18 protein-coding genes are annotated in these 20,257 nt (G+C 41.2%); 16 read left to right on the forward strand and 2 right to left on the reverse strand.

Annotated elements, in window-relative coordinates; translation table 11 throughout:
* Window positions 1–68 precede the first annotated feature (68 nt).
* From GOP56_RS02620 to GOP56_RS02660, 9 genes are all read left to right on the forward strand, one after another.
* On the forward strand, window positions 69–1,046 hold the full coding sequence (locus GOP56_RS02620; RefSeq protein WP_003341656.1) for a biotin--[acetyl-CoA-carboxylase] ligase: 978 nt from the start codon (window positions 69–71) through the stop codon (window positions 1,044–1,046).
* 268 nt (window positions 1,047–1,314) lie between these two features.
* A complete protein-coding gene (gene panB / locus GOP56_RS02625) occupies window positions 1,315–2,181 on the forward strand; it encodes a 3-methyl-2-oxobutanoate hydroxymethyltransferase (protein WP_003338595.1) in 867 nt (288 codons plus the stop codon).
* Window positions 2,178–3,035: a pantoate--beta-alanine ligase gene (gene panC, locus GOP56_RS02630; RefSeq protein ID WP_163244409.1), complete on the forward strand. Its 858-nt coding sequence runs from the start codon at window positions 2,178–2,180 to the stop codon at window positions 3,033–3,035. The genes panB and panC overlap by 4 nt, the downstream gene beginning before the upstream one ends.
* A gap of 57 nt (window positions 3,036–3,092) precedes the next feature.
* Window positions 3,093–3,476 carry an aspartate 1-decarboxylase gene (gene panD / locus GOP56_RS02635; RefSeq protein WP_003338597.1) on the forward strand — a complete coding sequence of 128 codons (384 nt, stop codon included), beginning with the start codon at window positions 3,093–3,095 and terminating at the stop codon, window positions 3,474–3,476.
* 97 nt (window positions 3,477–3,573) lie between these two features.
* Window positions 3,574–5,043: a tetratricopeptide repeat protein gene (locus GOP56_RS02640; RefSeq protein ID WP_174250649.1), complete on the forward strand. Its 1,470-nt coding sequence runs from the start codon at window positions 3,574–3,576 to the stop codon at window positions 5,041–5,043.
* 50 nt (window positions 5,044–5,093) lie between these two features.
* Window positions 5,094–7,982 (forward strand): ATP-dependent DNA helicase DinG, encoded by a 2,889-nt coding sequence (gene dinG / locus GOP56_RS02645; protein ID WP_163244411.1) that lies wholly within the window; start codon window positions 5,094–5,096, stop codon window positions 7,980–7,982.
* 80 nt (window positions 7,983–8,062) lie between these two features.
* The gene (locus GOP56_RS02650) at window positions 8,063–9,004 is read left to right on the forward strand and encodes a ComEC/Rec2 family competence protein (protein WP_163244412.1); all 942 of its coding nucleotides are present in this window, start codon (window positions 8,063–8,065) and stop codon (window positions 9,002–9,004) included.
* Window positions 9,005–9,015: 11 nt separating this feature from the next.
* A complete protein-coding gene (locus GOP56_RS02655; protein WP_003338602.1) occupies window positions 9,016–9,639 on the forward strand; it encodes a redox-sensing transcriptional repressor Rex in 624 nt (207 codons plus the stop codon).
* Between the two features lie 37 nt (window positions 9,640–9,676).
* Window positions 9,677–10,969: an amidohydrolase gene (locus GOP56_RS02660; RefSeq protein ID WP_035318530.1), complete on the forward strand. Its 1,293-nt coding sequence runs from the start codon at window positions 9,677–9,679 to the stop codon at window positions 10,967–10,969.
* A 97-nt stretch (window positions 10,970–11,066) separates the two neighbouring features.
* Here GOP56_RS02660 and GOP56_RS02665 read toward each other — a convergent pair whose 3' ends face one another.
* A complete protein-coding gene (locus GOP56_RS02665) occupies window positions 11,067–11,246 on the reverse strand; it encodes a hypothetical protein (protein ID WP_003341647.1) in 180 nt (59 codons plus the stop codon).
* Between the two features lie 133 nt (window positions 11,247–11,379).
* Between GOP56_RS02665 and GOP56_RS02670 the strand changes: the two genes are divergently transcribed.
* The 5 genes from GOP56_RS02670 (at window position 11,380) to GOP56_RS02690 (ending at window position 16,033) form a co-directional block, all read left to right on the forward strand.
* Window positions 11,380–12,090 (forward strand): hypothetical protein, encoded by a 711-nt coding sequence (locus GOP56_RS02670; protein ID WP_163244413.1) that lies wholly within the window; start codon window positions 11,380–11,382, stop codon window positions 12,088–12,090.
* Between the two features lie 18 nt (window positions 12,091–12,108).
* A complete protein-coding gene (locus GOP56_RS02675) occupies window positions 12,109–12,591 on the forward strand; it encodes a cell wall elongation regulator TseB-like domain-containing protein (protein ID WP_163244414.1) in 483 nt (160 codons plus the stop codon).
* A 199-nt stretch (window positions 12,592–12,790) separates the two neighbouring features.
* Window positions 12,791–13,321 carry a hypothetical protein gene (locus GOP56_RS02680; protein ID WP_163244415.1) on the forward strand — a complete coding sequence of 177 codons (531 nt, stop codon included), beginning with the start codon at window positions 12,791–12,793 and terminating at the stop codon, window positions 13,319–13,321.
* Window positions 13,314–14,810, forward strand: coding sequence for an AAA family ATPase (locus tag GOP56_RS02685; protein WP_163244416.1), 1,497 nt, complete (start codon window positions 13,314–13,316; stop codon window positions 14,808–14,810). The genes GOP56_RS02680 and GOP56_RS02685 overlap by 8 nt, the downstream gene beginning before the upstream one ends.
* Before the next feature lie 113 nt (window positions 14,811–14,923).
* Window positions 14,924–16,033: a WIAG-tail domain gene (locus tag GOP56_RS02690; protein WP_163244417.1), complete on the forward strand. Its 1,110-nt coding sequence runs from the start codon at window positions 14,924–14,926 to the stop codon at window positions 16,031–16,033.
* Between the two features lie 129 nt (window positions 16,034–16,162).
* Here the strand turns inward: GOP56_RS02690 and GOP56_RS02695 are convergent, their stop codons facing one another.
* Window positions 16,163–17,146: a hypothetical protein gene (locus GOP56_RS02695; RefSeq protein ID WP_163244418.1), complete on the reverse strand. Its 984-nt coding sequence runs from the start codon at window positions 17,144–17,146 to the stop codon at window positions 16,163–16,165.
* A 218-nt stretch (window positions 17,147–17,364) separates the two neighbouring features.
* Here GOP56_RS02695 and GOP56_RS02700 point away from each other — a divergent pair, with 218 nt between their 5' ends.
* A complete protein-coding gene (locus GOP56_RS02700; protein ID WP_096887567.1) occupies window positions 17,365–18,549 on the forward strand; it encodes a pyridoxal phosphate-dependent aminotransferase in 1,185 nt (394 codons plus the stop codon).
* 112 nt (window positions 18,550–18,661) lie between these two features.
* On the forward strand, window positions 18,662–19,954 hold the full coding sequence (gene asnS / locus GOP56_RS02705) for an asparagine--tRNA ligase (RefSeq protein ID WP_003341640.1): 1,293 nt from the start codon (window positions 18,662–18,664) through the stop codon (window positions 19,952–19,954).
* The last annotated feature ends 303 nt before the right edge of the window (window positions 19,955–20,257 follow it).

Genomic DNA, 20,257 nt, shown 5'->3' on the forward strand with positions numbered 1-20,257 from the left:
ATGCGTTTCATGGATGTACGAAAAAGGAATAGAATCGTTATTTTTTGCGGCTATGACGGAGGAGACCTATGAATATTAAGCAGGAAATATTACGCGCTTTTCGTAATCATCCACATGAATTTATTTCGGGTGAATATATAAGTCAAATTTGTAATTGTACGCGAGCAGCAGTATGGAAACATATTGAAGAACTGCGTCAAGAGGGATATGAGTTTGAAGCAGTACGCAAATCAGGGTATCGACTTGTTTCCTCACCAGATTCATTATCGGCAGAAGAAATTTTGTCTGCCATGCATACAGAACGTATTGGAAAAAATATAATTGCCTACGAAACGGTTGCAACAACACAGGCATTAGCCCATGAATTAGCTTCTAAGGGAGCGCCTGAAGGAACCCTAGTGGTAGCAGATCAGCAAACTGGCGGAAAAGGTCGGTTGGGTCGGGTGTGGCATTCACCAAAAGGGACAGGAATATGGATGAGCTTAGTGTTGCGTCCGGTTATCCCGATTGGGCGTGCTCCCCAAATGACGTTGCTAACAGCGGTTGCTATGGCGAGAGCGATCCAAGAGTTCCAAATCTCGGTTAAAATAAAATGGCCTAATGATATTTTTGTAAATGGCAAAAAAGTATGTGGAATTTTAACAGAGCTACATGCAGAGGCTGATCGTGTCAATTACTTAATTATTGGGATTGGCATTAATGTGAATAATCAAGAGTCAGATTTTGATCCGGCTCTGCAAGAGGTTGCGACCTCATTACGTATAGCATTAGGTGAGCCAATAAAGAGATCTCAATTCATTCAAGTATTTTGCCGTATATTTGAACAACTCTACCTGGCATATCTAAGCGAGGGATTTGGTCAAATCAAGGTCGAATGGGAAGCTTTGTCAATGTCCTTACATCGTCGTGTTACAGTCCGGACTCTGCAAGCAGCATTGGAAGGGGAAGCGACAGGCTTAAATGAAGAGGGAGTGCTCTTATTACGCGATGATGAGGGAGTCATGCACAAGGTATATTCTGCTGATATTGAGTATGGCGATACCTAGGAAATTTTGTTATACTGCTTCTGAAGGCTATATCCTATTGGAATAGCACTTCCATTTAAGAAGTATGCTAGGAAAACAACTGAAACAAAAATCTGCTCTAAGCCTAAATGGACCGAGACAGAAGGAAGAAATTCTAATGGATACGTGCTTTATTGCGTAAACACAACCTTCGCCTGCGGTGCGGAGGTTTTTTGGTATGTAGAAAGCACAACAAAGGTATGCCATTGGAATACATTCAAGACGGTATTGGGTGTAGGAGACAACGGGAGTGTCTGATGTGCAGGAAAAAAAACCGATAACGACGTCCAAGCTACGTCAAATGAAGCAGAACAAAGAGCCAATTACTATGCTTACGGCCTACGATTATCCCTCTGCAAAATTGGCAGAAGAAGCGGGAATAGACATCCTGCTAGTAGGGGATTCGCTAGGAATGGTTGTGCTAGGCTATGAATCTACGGTGTCTGTTACCATGGATGACATGGTTCATCACACAAAAGCTGTTACACGCGCAGCAAAAACAGCCTTTGTTGTAGCGGACATGCCTTTTTTGACATGCCATGGCTCTGTAGAAGAAGCCATTCATCATGCAGGCCGGTTAATTCAGGAAGGAAATGCAAAAGCCGTGAAGATTGAAGGGGGAGAAGAAATTCTTCCTATTGTCAAAAGATGCACAAAGGCTGGAATTCCTGTTATGGGTCATTTAGGGCTAACGCCACAGTCTGTCCATCAATTAGGTGGATATAAAGTACAAGGTAAGGATCTAGAATCTGCTAAGCAATTAATCACGGATGCGAAGGCATTAGAAGAGGCTGGAGCATTTGGAATAGTTTTGGAATGCGTACCAGCAGAAGTAACAGCAAAAGTTGCGGAAGCTGTGGAAATCCCTGTTATTGGTATTGGAGCTGGGGTACAATGCGATGGACAGGTTCTAGTGTTCCATGATGTACTTTCTTATGCCTCCAATTTAACGCCTAAATTTGTGAAATCATACGCCCAGATCGGTGACATGATTCAGTCAGCGATTTCTCAATACGTAATAGAAGTAAGAAGCAGACAATTCCCTGAACAACGCCATTCTTTTGCTGCATCAGAAGAAACGATTCAGCAATTATATGGAGAAGAGGTACGAGTATGATCACGATTAGCACCATCAAAGAACTACGTGAAGCGCTTTCTGTGCATAAAAGAGCAGGGAAAACAATCGGATTTGTACCAACGATGGGTTACTTGCATGATGGGCACCTCAGCTTAGTAGAGCGGGCAAAAAGCGAAACAGATGTGGTGGTCATGAGCATTTTTGTTAACCAGTTGCAATTTGGTCCAAATGAAGACTATTCCGTTTACCCGCGAGATTTAGCACGCGATCAGAAATTGGCAGAGAGTGCGGGAGTAGACTATTTATTTACTCCTTCTGTAGAGGAAATGTACCCCCGCCCTATGCTGACGAATATTTCTGTTCATAACATTACGGAAGCCTTGTGTGGTTTGTCGCGACCGGGACATTTTGATGGAGTGGCGACAGTGGTCAATAAGCTTTTTAATATTGTAGGCCCCCATAAAGCATTCTTTGGTCAAAAAGATGCACAGCAGGTAGCTGTTATTGAACAAATGGTTTATGATTTACAAATCCCTGTTCAGATTGTCCCATGCCCTATTCATCGCGAAAAAGACGGGCTGGCAATGAGCTCACGAAATGTCTTTCTTTCAGAGGAAGAGCGATCTCAGGCATTAATTCTCTCCAGAAGCTTGACTCGTGCCGAACAGATGATTGCGAATCATCAAAGAGACGTAGACGTTATTTGTAACGAAGTACGTAATCTCATCCAAAGTCAGCCTTTAGCAGAAATAGATTATGTAGAATTGAAACGTTATCCTGAAATGAGCGATATCGAATTTCTAAAAACAGGAGATAGAATTTTATTTGCACTTGCAGTAAAATTTGGTCGTGTCCGTTTAATAGATAACGTAATTCTTACGGTGATGGATTAAAGTGTGAACAAAAGATAATAGACATGAGAAGATTCACATAAAAGGGAGCGAATTTAGATGTTTCGTACAATGATGACTGCTAAAATTCACCGTGCTACCGTTACGGAAGCAAATTTAAATTATGTAGGTAGCATAACCATTGATAAAGAAATTTTAGACGCACTTGATTTACTGCCAAATGAGAAAGTGCAGATCGTAAATAACAACAATGGTGCGCGTTTAGAGACCTATATTATCGAAGGTGAACCAGGCAGTGGCGTTATTTGTTTAAATGGAGCAGCAGCAAGGCTTGTCCAACCAGGGGATGTGGTGATTATTATTGCTTATGCGATGATGACAGATGAACAGGCACGCAAGCATAAGCCTAAGGTTGCCATTATGGACGAGCATAATAAAATCGCTCAATTATTAGCGGAAGAAGTTCACGCTACTATTTTATAGAACAAGAGCTGGAAGGACTACCAGCGCCATTTTTGCATAGAGCCATCCCACTTGTGAGACAATGAGACTACTCACTCTGATAAAGGGGGTGGCTCTTGTGTTTATTGAGGATTGGTTTGAGGAGTTACGTCAAAAAGTAGATCGTATTGAAAAAGAATGGGCAACAGCTTCTACAGAAAAGCAGGAACACCTGATACGACAGCTAAAACAACTCCGAACATGCAGTGATCAGGTGATTGATCTGTGGTTAAAATATGAAGAAAAGCTAAATGAAGCAATTCGGATGATAAAGCAAACGAGTAATATACCCGCATCCGCTACAGAAAGCTTGGTAAAAGAATATGATAAGCTGTCGGAAGCAAAGCAGCCACTTGAATTCTCTACACTTCTTGAGGATGAACAGCCACAAATGGAACTACACAAGGAGCTATATGAAAAGGCAGAAGGATTTTATCATCTGCGGCTATATGAACAAGCTAAACAACACTTTGCTTCTTTCTTAGAACAAGCGCCTGACTGGGAAAGTGGACGCCTTTATTATGCCTATAGCCTATATTATTGTTGTGATTATGAACTCGCTCTAAAAGAATTTCGATTGTTGACACGAACGGCTGTTTCCCCTAAAGTTGTTTCCATCAGTTTCAATGCCTTAGGGTGTATGTATGTACAGGAGCAAAAATGGCTAGAGGCCATACAGGCATTTGAAATGGCAATATCTGTCCGTCCTCAGTACACGGAGAGTAGATACAATCTGGCCATCTGTTATTTGGAGCAGGGAGACACGGAAAAAACAATGAAATTATGTGAACAGCTATTAGCCGAGAATGATCAGGATTGGCAAGTGGAAGTGCTCTATTTACGTGCTGTTCGTCAGCTATTTGCTCGATATCCACAAAAAGATATAGAGCGAATGCTGAAAATGTACGATCCGAATCGAAATCTTGATTCGCCAACCTTATGGGAATTGGCTATGCTAGCAGAACAAGCTGGGTTTTATAGGCATGCGCTCAGTTGCTACCAATTCCTTTTGGAACGTCAACCATTAGATGCTGGACTTTGGCATGCCATTGCTTGGAATAAGTGGCTGTTAGACGGTCCTAAGCAAGCGATGCCTGCTTTAAAAAAAGCACTTACACTGGCACCTGAGCATCCAGATTACTTATTTTCATACGGTTGGATGCAGCTCGCAACAGGTGAGATTACTTCAGCTCGGATCGCCTTTTCAAAAATATTAAACGCCACAGAAAATCATCATCTTGGCCTACTGGGATTAATTTATGCCCATGAGGGAGAAGGGGCTTATGATCAAGCCAAGGATATAGCCACTACTCTCATTCAAAAACAGGATCAGTACTCCCAGATGCTAGGGCATTATCAACTGGGAAAATTATCTCTTCAACAGGGAAACCAAATCGAGGCAAGTCAATATTTGGAGAAAGCACGCTCTTACAGCGATGTTGTCCCAGAGGTCAATCAATGGTGGGAGAGATGTAAGAACACAAAGGACCATGTGCAGGTTACTACTAATCCAACAGCAGGAATTTCGACATCTACTGCCGAATGGTAAAAAGAAAACAGTAGCAGCATGAGTTGTGAGTGTCAATAGAGGTGACGATAATGAAGCAGTTCATCGTCGTAGATTTTGAAACTACGGGTAATCAGCCACGGCGGGGAGATTCCATCATACAAATCGGAGCTGTCGTGGTCGAGAATGGACAAATAATAGAAAGTTACTCCACATTTGTAAAACCAGATAAACCAATCCCGCCATTTATTACTCAGTTGACGGGAATAACCGATGAGATGGTCAGTGACGCTCCTTCTATTGAAGAAGTGCTTCCTGATTTATTGCGCCTTTTAGATGGGCGTACGTTTGTGGCACATAATGCAGCGTTTGACTTGAATTTTTTACAAGAAGCCCTGCTAAGTCAGGGCTATTATCCATTTGATGGGCCTATTTTGGATACAGTGGAATTAGCACGGGTATTATTGCCCATGCAAAGTGGCTATCGGCTAGTAGAGCTAGCATCTGATTTTGATATTCAGCATGAAAATCCACACCAGGCAGACAGTGACGCTATTGCTACTGCACACTTATTGTTACGATTGTTAGATATCCTGTATAAGCTTCCTCTTATTACAATTCAAGGATTGCAGATGATGATCTCTTCTTTCCGTTTTGATGTAGCGACCTTACTACGAGAAATTGAGATGGAGAAGCTCATGCACAGTTTTCCGGTAGACGAAGCAGGCTCCTTTATAACTGCATCTTCTGCTCCTGAGGAAACAAGCAATTATGATATCTATCGAAACCTTGGATTAAAACGACGAAAGAAATGGACGGAGAAGCAATCCGAACAGCCACCGATCCATTTTTCTTTTGAACCATTTTTCGAACGTATGGTTGCATTAGATGGCGACGGGCTCGCACTTCATCATGAACACTATGAGAAACGTGAGTCACAGGAAGCGATGATGCATGCTGTATACCAAGCTTTTACTGATCAGAAGCATTTGTTAGTAGAAGCGGGTACAGGAACAGGAAAATCGTTGGGTTATTTGTTACCAGGTATCCTATGGGCACGTATGCACAAACAGCAAGTAATCGTGAGTACGCATACCATTCATTTACAGGACCAGCTTTTTGGCAAAGATATTCCTCTATTACAAAAAGCATTGCCATTTCCCTTTCGAGCTGCTCAATTGAAGGGTCGAGGAAATTACCTGTGCTTGCGAAAATTTGAACAAAGCATAGAGAGCCAGGAGGGGGCCACACAGGATATACAGCTAGCCAAAGCACAGATTTTAACATGGCTTACCGAAACGACTACAGGTGATGTAGAGGAGCTTAGTTTAAGTCCGAGTGGGCAGTCCTTTTGGCAATCAGTCAGAAGTGACACAGCCTCCTGTCTAAATCGAGAGTGTCCGTGGTTTAGCCGCTGTTTTTACTTCCAAGCGAAGCAGCAAGCAAAAGAGGCTGATGTGATTATTGTTAACCATGCCTTATTAATTGGTGATATTGATAAGGAGAATGGTGTATTGCCATCATTTGAGGTTGCAATTATTGATGAAGCGCATCAGCTTGATGAAGTAGCAAGTCAACATTTTGGGACACAGCTCTCCAGCGTAGAATTGTTTCAATTGGTAGAGCAGCTTGGAACAGAAGGAGAAAAGCAAATGCTACTCCTGTTAGCCAATGAGTTGAAAATGTGGCAACCAGCTGAAAAGGCAAGAATAGAACAGCACCTACAACAAATAAGGATTGAGCAGCAAATGCTAAAAGAGGCTGTTACGAACTGGCTACAACTCTTTTATCATTGGGGTTCTGAACGGGGTATGGATACAGGGGAATCTCAAAGAGCTACACTTCGATATAAAACAGAAGACTTTAAGAAAAAATATAAGAAGCTTGCAAAATCCAGCGATCTCATTTTACAAAAGTTAGGGAATGTAGCCAAGGAAATTGAACAACTGTTACGTATTCTGCCATCTTCTAATGGGGAAGCTCCGTACTCCTTACAGCGGTTGCAAACGGATGCAGCTGGTTTAGTAGAAGAAATCAGTCAAGTGGCTGTAAAGCTTCATTTTTTGTTAGTAGAAGAGCAGGATGAGTATGTAAGCTGGATGGAAATAGAAACAAGAACATCCCGCAAACAACTCTTTTTCTTTAAAACGCCACTAGATATAGCTGATACCTTGCGTACAACTTTACTGGAGCCAAAACGCAGTATTATTATGACCTCAGCGACACTGACAGTGAAGAATAGGTTTACTTACTTTATGGAGCGAATGGGTTTTGCTAATCTTCCAGAAGAACGGGTCGAAACACTCTCACTCCCATCGCCCTTTGACTATGCGCTGCAAGGACTCATCCTGATTCCCTCCGATTTCCCTTCTGTAAACAAGGAAGGAGAACAGCGTTTTGTAGAAGCCGTAATTGCTGGCTGCGTTGATGCTGTTCGAGCAAGTGAGGGGCGGACAATGATTTTATTTACCTCATATAGCATGCTTAGAACTGTTTATGAAGGAATGAAAAGCTTACTCGAAGGTGAAGAGTTTGAACTATTAGGCCATGGAGTAGATTCAAGTAATAGAAGCAAGTTGGTACGTCGCTTTCAAACCGGGACAAAAACAGTGCTTCTGGGTACGAATAGCTTCTGGGAGGGTGTAGATATACCTGGAAATGTACTGAGCTGTCTGATCATTGTTCGTCTCCCTTTTCAACCGCCCAACCAACCACTTTTAGAAGGACGTTCGGAGCGGCTGAAGGCCGAGAAAAAGAATCCTTTTATGACGCTTTCTTTGCCCCATGCAGTTATTCGTTTTAAGCAGGGAGTGGGTCGATTAATACGTCAACAGACAGACAGCGGTGTTGTAATTGTATTTGATACACGCATCATTGAATCTAAATATGGTCGTATGTTTTTGCAATCTTTGCCGCCTTATCAGGTAGAGACTGGTCCATGGACTACATTACGTGAGCGAATAGCTCCTTTTTTACAATAAAATCAGTCCCTTAGGAAAAACAAATCTAAAATGATTGTATGAATTTTACCCAAGCCATAAAGTAGGAGGGAAGCAGATCCATGACTACAAAACGACATAACCTATGTCTAGTTATTTGTATAGGCATGATGATCTTTGCATTATCCCAAACCGTTGAAGCAAGCCGCCCCATTGCGATAGCACATCAGCAACAGCATATTGAGGACCCCGATGCTGTTGAACAGGAGGAAGATTTTGTGGGGCTTACCACTACTTTTTTCTCTTTACCAGAAGGAGAAAGTACGCTCATTCGCTTCCCTTCTGGTAAAACGATGCTAATTGATACAGGGAGCGAAAAAGATACGGAAAAATTGGTTTCCTTACTACTTGAGCGCCATGTTACAAAAGTGGATTACCTGTTATTGACAAACGATTTACCTACTCATATTGGCGGCTATGATAAGCTTGCGGAGAAAATTCAATTTGATAAGATTTACATGCCAAAATTGACAGCCTTCGTAATTCACAGTAATATCCATATATCTAGGGAAAAGCAAGTTGTGTATGTAAAGGAAAAGGATCAATTACTGGATGGGAAAGATGTGGTGATCACATTTTTACATCCCAGCGAGAACCTGTTTTTATCACCACAGGATAATTCGCTTGTGTTTAGTCTGACCCAAGGAGAGCTCCAGTTTTTATTCACCAGTGCCATCAATGAAAAAGCAGAGGAGCGTTTGTTTGCGAAATACCCTTCTTTACTGCCGGCTGAAATCTTAAAGGTTGCGGCACAAGGCAGCAATCAGGCTTCTATTCAATCCTTCTTAACTAAGGTTGATCCCCAGATTGCTGTTGTGCAGACCGGTATTGTTCGTGAGCAATGGAAAGACTCCATGCGTGAGGTGGTGGAGCGTTTGGAGGAATCATGGGCAGATACGTATGTGACTAGCCGGGATGGGTCAATTACCATTCTCTCTAACGGACAAGATTATAAGGTTTTAAAGGCAGTCAAGACCTCTACACGTGATAGACAACGAAGTTAGGAGTGCAATTTATGGGGAAAGTACCAAAAATTTCTGAAGCGGTCGTTCGCCGTCTGCCGATCTATTTGCGATATTTAACAAATCTACAGGAACTACAGGTAAAAACGGTGTCTTCCCAACAGATGGGCAAAACAATGGATATTAATCCAGCCCAAATTCGAAAGGACCTGTCTGCATTTGGTGACTTTGGCAAAAAAGGCATTGGCTATGACGTAGATTACTTGATTGAAAAGATTCGTCATATCTTGAAATTGGACCAAGTGATCCATGTAGCGTTGGTGGGGGCCGGTAATCTAGGTCAAGCGATTTCCAATTACAATGTGTATTTAAAAGATAACATGAAAATTGTTTCCATTTTTGATGCCGACCCGCAAAAAATAGGTAAGGATTTAGGTGGATTGGTCATTGAACCGATTGATAAAATGGAAGATATCATCAAGGAAAAACAAATTCGGATGGCGATAATTACGACGCCAGCCTCCGCCGCACAGGAAGTGGCAAATAAACTGATCGAAGCTGGAATAGAAGCGATCCTCAATTTTGCCCCAACAACCATTCGCACCGAAAAAGAAGTAAAAATTGATCATAACGATTTGACTTCCAGCTTGCAAAGCTTAGCGTATTATTTAAACTAAGTAATGACTAACAGATAAAGGGAGAGTGTCTACGTTGATGAAAATCATTACCAACGCAACCGTAATTACTGTTAATGAACAAAATGAGGTTATTTATAATGGAGCAGTTGGCTTTGATGGGGGAAAAATTACATATGTAGGTAAAACGCCAGAAGATTTATCAGCATATGACGAGATCATTGATGGAACGAATAAATATCTAATGCCAGGATTTATTAATACACATGGTCACGTAGGCATGTCTCTACTGCGCGGATTTGCGGATGACCTACCTTTAAAACAGTGGCTGGAAGATAAAATGTGGCCAATGGAAGGTCAATTTACAGCGGAGCATGTGAAATGGGGTACAGCTATTTCCATTATCGAGATGATTCGTACCGGTACAACTACCTTTGTAGATATGTATGATCATATGGATACAGTAGCACAGGAAGTGGAAGCATCCGGGATGCGCGGTGTACTATGCCGTGGGGTAATTGGTTTCTGCTCAGAAGAAGAACGCCAGCAGAAATTACAAGAAGCTGCATCTTTCGCATCACGTTGGAACGGAGCAGCCAACGGTCGTATCCATACCATGATGTCGCCGCATGCACCTTATACGTGCTCTCCTGAGTACATCCAGCAAATCCTTGAGAAGGCTATCGAGTTAAACGTACCATTACATATCCATATGTCTGAATCAAAAGCAGAAGTAGAACAAAACGTTCAGGATTACGGTGTACGCCCTGTTGCTCACTTAGAAAATCTAGGTGTATTTAATCACCCTACACTAGTTGCCCATGCAGTGCATTTAACGGATGAAGAAATTGATACATTGGCTAAATATAATGTTAAAGTAGCTCATAATCCAATTAGTAACTTAAAATTGGCAAGTGGTGTAGCAAGAGTGCCTGAGATGCTTGCGAAAGGTGTTTGTGTAAGTTTGGCAACTGACAGCTCAGCAAGTAACAACAACTTAAATCTATTTGAAGAGCTAAAATTAGCGGCTATCCTGCATAAGGGTGTTTCCTATGATCCAGAAGTGGTTCCGGCAGAAGAAGCGCTTCGTATGGCTACACGTTATGCGGCAGATGCTGTGTTCCAAAAAGACAGCTTAGGCTCATTAGAAGTAGGGAAAAAAGCAGATATGATTATGCTAAATGCTGCTCAAGCACATTTCCAACCGGCAAATGATCCGATTTCCCATGTTGTTTATGCAGCAAATGGCTATGATGTAACAGATACAATTGTTGATGGGCATTTCTTAATGAAAGATAAAGAGTTAATCACAATGGATGAACAAAAAGCAATCGCTGAAGTGAATCGTGTGTTTGCGCTTTTAAAGCAATAAACTCATAAAAGTCACCTCTTCATATGACAAAGGCTCCTGCCAAGTGGTTGATACGGCAGGAGACAGTGTAGTGTAGGTGTGTAGGCAGAGAAAAAATTTAATCCGTCCGTTGCATCTCTGTTTGCCATAAATCTGTAAGTGAGGAGTGACGAACAGAGAGCGTAGCGGTAGGTGGCAAGGTACGCAGCGGTGAGGACAGACCTACCCAGGATTCGTACAAATCGTGTTGTTCCCAACCCTGTTTTGGTAGGACAAGGCTCCTGTCGGTTTGATTCACACGCTCACCTCCTTGTGGTGTACTGATAGTATGGCTCCTTCTCATGACTCTATAATTAGTAAGTTTTCCACGTGGTTCTAAAACCTTCTTGTATCTCATAATTGTTAGGAGATACGCAAGGGAGGGGTTACCCATGTACGTGAAGCAACGGTATCTTTGGCTGTTGGTGCCAATATTAGCATGCTTATTTGGTTTGGGTGTATTATTGGGACAAGCAACAGACAAGCTATCTGTAGCACAAAACAGGACGAAGGAGCTACATGACAAAAGTAGATGGAATGCCGATCAAAATCAAAATAACACCAATCTAAAACAATTGATTGATCAGCTTTTTGTAGAGAAAGCAACTCCATTTGGAGTCAAGATACAGAATCAACCTTTTACAGGGAGCTATCGAGGCAATCACTTTCAACTAACGGGAGCATTACAGGGAAAAAAAGTGAAAATTGAACGTAACAATCGAGGTGCTTCGCTCGTCATAGATAATGAACTACGGGATTTGAACGTACTGCCCTATGCCTTGTTCACACCATCTGAGCATGCCTCAATCTTGAAGGATCAAATCTCACAGCTACAGCCTGTCGCAATCGTTTCAAGAGATGAAGCAGGTTTGCGAGGGTATAGCGTTAGCCTACAGCCAGAAAAAGTCAAAGACCTTTTACGAGAATGGTTGGGACCTTCTTTTCCTGTAGAAAATGAACTTGTACAATTACAGCAATCAACTACAATTAACTATCAATTGTGGTATGATGATGAAAGAAAGCAGTTGAAGCGTATGGTCGTCTTGCTTCAGTTGAAGAACCAGAAGGGCGATAGATCAGATCAACTGATTTTTAATTTTTAGGGAAGTAGGAGAATCATTGTGTGGAAACGCATCTTGATCATTTCAGCATGTGCGCTTGTTGTGCTAGGCGCATCCCTGTATCAGCTACTTTCCAGCTTATTGTCTGAGCGTCACACGTTAGAAGCAGAGGCCAGAGCATTAGTAGCAGAAAAAACAAACATTGCTGAGATCGATACGATAGAAGAATATCGAGGACGGGAAGCCTATATTGTAGTTACAGGCAAAAACAAGGTAGGAACCCCAGTGGTGGCTTGGTTTAGCAAAGAACACGTCACATTTGACTTGCTGGAAAAAGCTTTTCCTCGCACAAAAATTAAACAAGTAGCGGAAGCCTCTTATCCAGGAGCCCAGATCGAACGCATTGTACCTGGCTTAGAGGGTGATAAGAAGCTATGGGAAGTCACTTTAGTGGACAAGCAAAATCGTTACAACTACGTATATTATGATTTTTTGACTGGTCAAAAAATACGGGCATATACGTTAAATATTCCAAAATCATAAGATGACCCGTTCCTTCTGGAAAGGGTTTTCTTACTTTATCACCGTTTTTCTCTTCTTGAAATGGAATTGGTCGTAGTTCCAGCAAATACATAGCAAAAAGGTACCATAAAAATGCTATACTTGGTTTCGTAACTGATAATAAAGCCGTTCTGAACGGAACAAATAAAAGTTTTTATGAGCAAAGAAAGGGGAGTTATTGGTGAAATTACGTAAAGTACCTATGTTACTGTCACTGCTTGCCGCACTTACGCTCCTCTTTGGTGGCTGGTTTTTATACCAAAAGATGCAGGTAGAAAGTCCATTACGAGAAAAGGCACAACAACTAACGTCGGCTACCTTGGTCGATTTTAAGATGAATAAAGAGCGTGTTGATATGAAGCTACAAGTCACAAATCCAGATAAATTTGTAGAAGAATACCCGGAACTGTTAAAAACACTTCAAGCCTATGCACGCGGGAAGGCTTTTGATATAATGCTTACCAATCAAGCTGATTCACTCAAGCCGGTCTGGAATGAGGGGCTATTTGGACTAACAGAGGCCATCGAAGGCAAGGCTTATAGTCAAATTCCTGCCATTTTAGCTCAAATGAAAGATCGTTATAAGCTTGATGAAGCATATGGACGCATTGACGATGCAAATGTTTATATTTTTTTGAAACGAGGAACTGATGAATACTACCAAATTATTCCTCGTAAACAGTCAACAAGCGAGGTGGTAAACCTTGGGTAAAGAAATATTATTTGGTGTAGTACCAGCGGTTATCGTTTTCTTGCTGTTTTTGGGCATTAATATTGGACCATTTTTGCTATTTGGGGCAATTTTAGCAGGTACATACTTGTTGTTTTCCAAACAAGGTGGCATGCAGATTGGTTCCGGTAAAAGCAAAAGTGGCAGTCAGGTTGTGAAGAAATCCAATATTACCTTTGCCGATATCGGAGGACAGCAACGTGCAAAAAAAGAAATCAAGGAAGCCCTAGATTTCTTATTGCATAAAGATGCGATCGCTCAATACGGAATTCGTCCCTTAAAGGGTGTACTGTTAACGGGGCCTCCTGGAACAGGTAAAACGTTGATGGCAAAGGCCGCCGCTAATTATACGAACTCTGCATTTGTTGCAGCATCTGGCTCACAATTTGTAGAGATGTACGTAGGGGTGGGAGCTCAGCGTGTTCGTGAATTGTTTAAGGAAGTTCGTTCTTTAGCAGAGAAAAACAATCAAGATAGCGGGATTATTTTTATTGACGAAATTGACGTTATTGGTGGAAAACGCGATGGTCAGCAGCAAAGAGAATATGACCAAACCTTAAACCAACTGTTAACCGAAATGGATGGTATGACAACAAGTGAAAAACCGCGCATACTCATTATGGCGGCAACGAACCGAAAAGATATGCTTGATGCAGCATTATTGCGTCCAGGACGTTTTGATCGCCACATTCAGGTCGATTTGCCAGATAAACCAGCCCGCGAACAAATATTAACCATACACACAGAAAATAAACCACTTGCACTTGACATAAAATTGGAAAAAGTGGCGCAAGAAACATTTGGGTTCTCCGGTGCCCAATTAGAAAGTGTGTGCAATGAGGCTGCTATTTATGCAATGCGTGACAAATCCGATAAAGTGATGCAAAGTCATTTTTCACTTGCTATCGATAAGGTAATGATGGGGGAAATGACCGATCGTGAAGCACCTCAGACTGAGAAGGAGCGGGTAGCGATTCATGAATTGGGACATGCTATTGTTAGCGAACGAGTACGTCCTGGCTCCGTGTCACAGGTAACATTAACCCCTCGCGGACAAGCATTAGGTTATGTACGTCAAAACCCAATGGACGATCATTATCTTTATACCCGTGAGTATATGGAAGGGCAGATTATGGTTTGCCTTGCGGGTGCAGTGTCAGAAGAAATTTATTATGGCGGACGTAGCACGGGGTCTAAAAATGATTTTGAACAAGCCCTGCAAATGGCGCAAGAAATTGTTCAAAGTGGTATGTCTAGATTAGGGATTATTAATATGCAATATGCGGATAAAAATGCAATCCATCAAGAAGTACATTCTATCATTGAGGGATTGCTTGAAAAAACACGGTCTTTGCTCGGCGAACATGATTCAGTTTATCGCTATAGTCTGCAGGTGTTATTGGAGGCTGAAGTGTTAAGTGGTGATCAATTCCGCGAAAAGCTGGCCGAAATAGATATGGTAGTAGCGTAATGACCGATGGATACGTCTATCGGTTTTTCTTTTTGTCAATTAAAAAAGAATGGTCATGTTTCTCTTTCCTACATACAATATCGTATTCATAACAATAAGGAAAGGAAAAGAATATGGCTAAACAAAACTTACAAAAGCAGAATATGAAAAACAGACAAAGGAAATTGAAAAAGAAAAACAAAGCTCTTCAAGAGTTAGATGCACTGGAAACAGCCTTAGTTAATAATTGGATTGATGATAGTTCCGATTTTTACTTCCAAGAGGAGGAGACCTCTATACCTCACTTGGCAAATGACGTGAAGACATTGCTACAGGAATCTTCTCAAATGGAAATCCGTAAGCCTAACCGCTCACTATCCAAAAAGCGAAAGCAACGAAAAGGTCGTCGAAAGCCAAAACGTTTTTCTTCTAAGCGAAGCCCAACATATTCGGAACTTAAATTAGTGTCATCAAAAATTCCACAAAATCAGCAGCACTTCATTACAAAATGGAATGATGAAGAAAAAAGTAATGACGAGGATTCGCCTTATTCTGGCGTACCATCCTATTATGAGGACAGCGATTGCAAGCTTGTTGATGTAAAACCAAACATAGACGATCAAATTTTTTCTCAACTTCCGCATCAAGTTGCGCAATTTATGTTTACAATGCCAGAGGTTTTCGGGTTGACAGGGCATCATCTGCAACCATTGTCCGTCTTGACTCGACATTTGCAAGATTTTTTAAACGCTGAGAAAAAAATAGAAGCTGAGCATGCATTATCAAATCATTCAGATACTTCTGTTGTGGAAAATCAAATCGTTAACGATCCTCCAAGTGATCTTTCAAGTGGTTCTCCAAGCGATTCTCTAAGTGATCCTTCAAATGATCCTTCAAATGATCCTCCAAGTGTTCCATCTGAGGTGTCATTGGATCATCCACCGAATCAGTTGGAAATCATAGATCTACAACAAGTCGGAAAAGAAAACTTTACGTTACAACAAGGTCGCGTGAGAACAAGCTTGACAATCAATTTAACAGAACCCTTCCAAGAGAAGGATTATGTATTTATGGCAACGACAGATATACCTTTTTGTTTTGTCGTTGTAGAGAAGAAGGAATCGGATAAAGTGACTATTGAAATCCTACGTCAAATTGCTAATCGCGAGGTATCTGGACAGGTGGAATGGATTGCAATTGGTACAAAAAGGGTAGAGGAGCAGGTAGTTGAAATAGTGCAGTAGCAATTTGACGAGCTTGAGATAATTACTAATGAGAAACACCATGGAGGCCATGGTGTTTCGGCCTTCTCTTTTTACTGGAGAAAAACCTTATAAATAAGGTAAGTGAATCAATGTCTGGATGCTAAAGGATTAGCGCTTTGAAAATATGACCACAATGTTTTTCTGGTTCTTTCCGGTAGGCACAAAATATGTTTGCTTTAATGTGTTGTTACTCTGAATGGTAAAGGTATAGTTCATTTGAGAGACATGCTTTTTCAACGCAGGGGCTTGTTCCTTTTGCTCTAGGCAATCTTGTTCATTGAGGTCAGCATTGTCATGCTTTGTTTCTATTTGTTTTTCCGACAGCATTTTTTCTATTTCTTCTTTGTGAATGTTACTTACCATACTCCCAAGTAATTGTTGATAAAGGGCGGGATCATGTATGGTGAGGAGAGGATGAGTTGCTTCATTTGCGATCTTTTCGGAGGTTTGTAATTTTTTCTGGGAAATGCCCCCGTACATATAACAGGCTAAGCTGTTCATTTCATGAGGTTGTTTCCATTCGTTGTACAGCTCGGATGCCATTTTTTCCATAAAAGCAAGAAAGAGAGTGGCTTGTTTGGCAGCAAGACCGATAAGTATTTTTCGGGGATAAAGATAGGTTCGATCTCGCCCAGCACTTTTATCCACATTTTTTACCTTAAGCTGTCCAGATGGGAGCAGGTAGAGATTTTTCTTATCCGGATCACCTTGTTCAGAACTAATTTTTTTAAAGATAAAAAGTAGCTGTATTAGCTTCAGCAATAATTCTGTTGTTAAGATCTTCGTTTGTAGATATTCACGCAAATCCATTCCAGTTATTTGTTTCATTACAATGTTATTGTTGTCGTGCTCGGAGCTGTCTGAAAGTAAGGTTGAATGTTGTTCAAGTGGCAAGTCGTAATATTTACATTCACAATCCTTTAGCTTTCCAGACATGTTGGCGCAAATACTATTCATTAATTCGAATACAGCCCCTTGTTTCCCTGTTTCGATTGGTTGTATCGGGGGCGGATTTACTACTTCCACATCTTGATTTTCTTTTGGGATTACCCAAATGAGAGCTAAGCATTTAAGAAAATTGGTATACTCCAAAAGGTCCCCTCCTGACTGCTACATGACAGTATATTTGATATCTTTATTAGATGCACCAACTCCCATAGTCGTTCATAAAATAGTCGCTTGTACGTTTGATAATAGCCCTTAAGATTCTATAACGAAGAACTATACATCTATATCTATGTGTGATAGGCTAACAATAAAGTATTTGGCATTTTTTATAACACGACGTTACCAGGAGGTTCAGGTTTTCCATGAAACTTGCAAATCGAGTCACAGTTCTTTCTCCATCTTCTACTTTGGCTATTACGGCGAAAGCAAACGAAATGAAGCGGCAAGGGATTGACGTTGTTAGCTTTGGAGCGGGGGAGCCTGACTTTAATACCCCGGAACATATCATTGAAGCAGCCGAAAAAGCGATGCGCGAAGGAAAAACCAAGTATACTGCAACAGCCGGTATTCCTGAATTGTTACAAGCCATCAGCAACAAGTATCAGCAGGAATATAATTTGACTTACACCACCAAGCAAGTCATCGTGACCAATGGGGGAAAACATGCCTTATTCAACTTGTTCATGGCGTTGTTAAACCCTGGTGATGAAGTGATTGTCCCGATACCTTATTGGGTGAGCTATCCAGAGATGGTCAAGGTAGCAGAGGGCGTTCCTGTTTTTGTTGAAGGAAAGGAATCCAACAATTTCAAGGTGACAGCCGAGCAAGTAAAACAGGCTATCACCCCTCGGACACGTGCACTCATTATAAATTCTCCAAGTAATCCTACTGGCAGCATTTATACGCGTAAGGAATTGGAAGAAATTGTTGATGTTTGCTTGTCACATAATGTATTAATGGTATCTGATGAAATTTATGAAAAGCTGATCTATGATGGTCATGAAGCCGTTACAGTAGCCTCATTTGGCAAAGAAGCCTATGAAAACACAGTGATTATTAACGGAATGTCGAAACCATATTCCATGACAGGCTGGCGGATGGGCTACGCTTTAGGGAATGAGAATTTGATTCGTGCCATGGTTGATTTGTCGAGTCATAGTACTTCTAACCCAACTTCTTTTGCTCAATATGGAGCACTGGCGGCATTGACAGGACCTCAAACTTCCTTGGAAATGATGCGTGGCGAGTTTGTGAAGCGTCGCGATCGTGTAGTCGATTTATTAAATGAAATCGAGGGTGTGAAATGCCTAAAACCAGAGGGAGCCTTCTATGTTTTCCCGAATGTTGCTAAAGCCATGGAAAAACAGGGCTTTACTAATATAGATGACTGGAGTAAAGCGTTATTAGAACAACAAAAGGTAGCTTTAATCCCGGGTAGTGGCTTTGGATCTCCTGAAAATATTCGCATTTCTTATGCAACATCTATGGAACAATTGGAAAAGGGCATTGCTCGTATTAAGCAATTTGTGGAAGGAAAGTCTCTCTAAGGAGGGGCTTTTTTCCATGCCGAAAAAGAAGCAAGAACAAGCGTTGAAATTAGTAGAGCGAGGATAGTATAATTGTAAGGGTTATCTGGTACAGATAAATGGAGGTCTTATTATGTCATTAATTACAATTGGTCAGGTCGGGCAACATGTCGGGCAAGAAGTCAAGATAGGTTGCTGGCTATACAACAAGAGAAGCAGTGGGAAAATTCAATTTCTCCAACTGCGTGACGGCTCCGGATTTATCCAAGGGGTTGTAGTAAAAGCAGAAGTAAGCGAAGAAGCTTGGAACAATGCGAAAGAACTAACCCAGGAAAGTTCTTTGTACATAACAGGAATGGTACGCGCAGACGATCGTGCTCCAAGCGGTTATGAGCTAACAGTAACAGGAGTAGAAATTATTCAAATTGCTCAAGATTACCCGATTTCTCTTAAAGAGCATGGGGTAGACTTCTTGATGGATAACCGTCATCTATGGTTGCGTTCTCCACGTCAACGTGCCGCGATGGCTGTTCGCTCCGAAATTATTCGTTCCGTGTACGAGTTCTTCCAAATCAATGGATTTTATAAAGTAGATCCGCCGATTTTGACACCTACATCTGCTGAAGGAACAACTAACTTGTTCCATACGAAATATTTTGATGAAGATGCGTATCTTTCCCAAAGTGGTCAGTTATACATGGAAGCTGCTGCAATGGCTTTAGGACGTGTATTTTCTTTTGGTCCTACATTCCGTGCTGAGAAATCCAAAACACGTCGTCACTTAATTGAGTTCTGGATGATTGAACCGGAAATGGCATTCGTTGATCATGAGGAAAGCCTGCGCATTCAAGAAAATTTTGTGTCGCATGTGGTTCAGTCCGTATTAAAGAACTGCCAACGTGAGTTAAAAGCACTAGATCGCGATACTACGAAGCTGGAAAAGGTGAAAGCGCCATTCCCGCGCATTACGTACGATGATGCGATTAAGCTTCTTCAAGAAAAAGGTAGCGAGATTAAATGGGGCGACGATTTTGGCGCACCAGATGAGACCGCAATTGCTGAGCATTTTGATATGCCTGTTTTCATTACGCATTATCCTGCGGAAATTAAGGCATTTTATATGAAGCCACATCCAGAACGTCCAGAAGTGGTTCTTTGTGCAGACTTGATTGCACCAGAGGGCTATGGAGAGATTATTGGTGGTAGCCAGCGTATTGATGATCCAGAATTACTAGAGGCACGTTTTAATGAGCATAACCTCTCTGAAGAAACCTACAAATGGTATATGGACCTACGTAAATATGGAACAGCACCTCATTCTGGATTCGGCTTGGGCTTAGAAAGAACAGTGGCATGGATCTGTGGATTGGATCATGTACGTGAGACAATTCCATTCCCACGTCTGTTGTATAGACTATACCCATAATAGATTGTTTATCAATCAATAAACTTTTAATTTGTTAAATAGTATGAAAACCTCTTGTTCAAAAATAAGAACAAGAGGTTTTTCCTGTTTCCTATTGATTAAAACTACTTTGTTTAGGGAAGAAAAGGTTAGAAATGTAGAAAAGACGAAAAAACAGTTGAATATGAGAATGAAAATCATTTATAATACTCTTTGGATGATGGTTAATGAAAATCAATCTCATTTGTAATAATTTGTAATATAAACAATTACATAATTGATCCATAACACGAAAATAAAACGATTAAATACTAAAGATCGCAT

The organism is Brevibacillus sp. 7WMA2, assembly GCF_010748895.1.
GTDB lineage: Bacteria > Bacillota > Bacilli > Brevibacillales > Brevibacillaceae > Brevibacillus_B > Brevibacillus_B halotolerans.

What these genes read in the sequence shown, in the direction of transcription:
- panC (WP_163244409.1), top strand. Translation starts at nt 2,178, where the DNA reads ATGATCACGATTAGCACCATCAAAGAACTACGTGAAGCGCTTTCTGTG.
- GOP56_RS02660 (WP_035318530.1), top strand. Translation starts at nt 9,677, where the DNA reads ATGAAAATCATTACCAACGCAACCGTAATTACTGTTAATGAACAAAAT.
- GOP56_RS02670 (WP_163244413.1), top strand. Translation starts at nt 11,380, where the DNA reads ATGTACGTGAAGCAACGGTATCTTTGGCTGTTGGTGCCAATATTAGCA.
- panD (WP_003338597.1), top strand. Translation starts at nt 3,093, where the DNA reads ATGTTTCGTACAATGATGACTGCTAAAATTCACCGTGCTACCGTTACG.
- dinG (WP_163244411.1), top strand. Translation starts at nt 5,094, where the DNA reads ATGAAGCAGTTCATCGTCGTAGATTTTGAAACTACGGGTAATCAGCCA.
- GOP56_RS02655 (WP_003338602.1), top strand. Translation starts at nt 9,016, where the DNA reads ATGGGGAAAGTACCAAAAATTTCTGAAGCGGTCGTTCGCCGTCTGCCG.
- GOP56_RS02700 (WP_096887567.1), top strand. Translation starts at nt 17,365, where the DNA reads ATGAAACTTGCAAATCGAGTCACAGTTCTTTCTCCATCTTCTACTTTG.
- GOP56_RS02690 (WP_163244417.1), top strand. Translation starts at nt 14,924, where the DNA reads ATGGCTAAACAAAACTTACAAAAGCAGAATATGAAAAACAGACAAAGG.
- GOP56_RS02650 (WP_163244412.1), top strand. Translation starts at nt 8,063, where the DNA reads ATGACTACAAAACGACATAACCTATGTCTAGTTATTTGTATAGGCATG.
- GOP56_RS02620 (WP_003341656.1), top strand. Translation starts at nt 69, where the DNA reads ATGAATATTAAGCAGGAAATATTACGCGCTTTTCGTAATCATCCACAT.
- asnS (WP_003341640.1), top strand. Translation starts at nt 18,662, where the DNA reads ATGTCATTAATTACAATTGGTCAGGTCGGGCAACATGTCGGGCAAGAA.